The organism is Pseudomonas sp. SIMBA_068, assembly GCF_046534705.1.
GTDB lineage: Bacteria > Pseudomonadota > Gammaproteobacteria > Pseudomonadales > Pseudomonadaceae > Aquipseudomonas > Aquipseudomonas putida.
Window position 1 is genome coordinate 1 of sequence record NZ_JAWRYI010001860.1, and the last position, 229, is coordinate 229.

Genomic DNA, 229 nt, shown 5'->3' on the forward strand with positions numbered 1-229 from the left:
GGCCGGGTTGATGGCATCGAAGGTAGCGCCGGATTCGGCGGACAACCGCTGGCCGCCGATCAGCGCCTGGTCAATGAATGTTTGTCGGGCAGCCCGCTGCTGCCAGTAACCGAGATCGAACACGCTGCATTCCCTCATCGGCCGTTGCGACGGCCTGCTGGTTATTGGGTCCAGAGCGATGGTGCGTCACAGCGGGCCAGAGGAAAAATACTAAAAATATGTTCGAGTC

1 protein-coding gene is annotated in these 229 nt (G+C 59.4%); it reads right to left on the bottom strand.

Going from position 1 to position 229, the window contains the following annotated elements; translation table 11 throughout:
* On the bottom strand, positions 1-123 hold a 123-nt coding region (locus SB756_RS36220), incomplete at its 3' end, for a hypothetical protein (protein ID WP_410914080.1).
* Positions 124-229 lie beyond the last annotated feature (106 nt).